At 42.3% G+C, this 692-nt stretch carries 1 pseudogene; it reads left to right on the forward strand.

The annotated features are described in order from the left end of the window. Nucleotides 1–692: pseudogene (locus AC0QHF_RS01960) on the forward strand (hypothetical protein); the annotation flags it as partial.

Genomic DNA, 692 nt, shown 5'->3' on the forward strand with positions numbered 1-692 from the left:
TTTGCTGCTGCTACGAATACGATTTACTTGTCTCAGGAGTTGGTGGATGAGAATTCGGGGAATGTAAATGCGATCGCATCGGTTTTATTAGAAGAATATGGTCATTATATTGATGCTCAAATGAATGCGATCGATTCTCCTGGGGATGAGGGGGAAATTTTCGCGAATTTGGTTGTGGGTAAGGGGTTGAGTGAGTCAGAACTGTTAGGTTTGTTGGGTGAGGATGATGGGGCAACAGCATTATTAAACGGCGATACCGTTACCATCGAACAAGCAAATATTTCCTGGCTTGGAGGCAGCGGGGATTGGTATAACCCGCGTCAATGGAGTGGTGGCAAAGTTCCCAAGTCTAGCGATAATGTAACTGTGGAAGCCATAGGGGAGAAAGTCCAAATAAATTTCTCAAAGGGAAATCCGAATATTAAGGATTTATTTTTGGCAGCTAAAAAGGGTGGCTCTTTAAGTTTGAATGGCTTAACAACTTTAGGAAACGACACGGATATTTTAGCGGAAGGGAAAAAAAGCAGAGTCAAGTTACCCCACTTAAAAACATTTTCAGGCCAAGATGTTTACAGCCCTTCTTATATTATGGTCAAAGATGGTGGTGAAGTTGAAGCCCAAAAACTTACCACCCTGAAAGAGGTAGATTTGTATGCCACCAACAGCCAATTGGATTTGTCAGGAGTCAAAAC

The organism is Lyngbya sp. CCY1209, assembly GCF_055795065.1.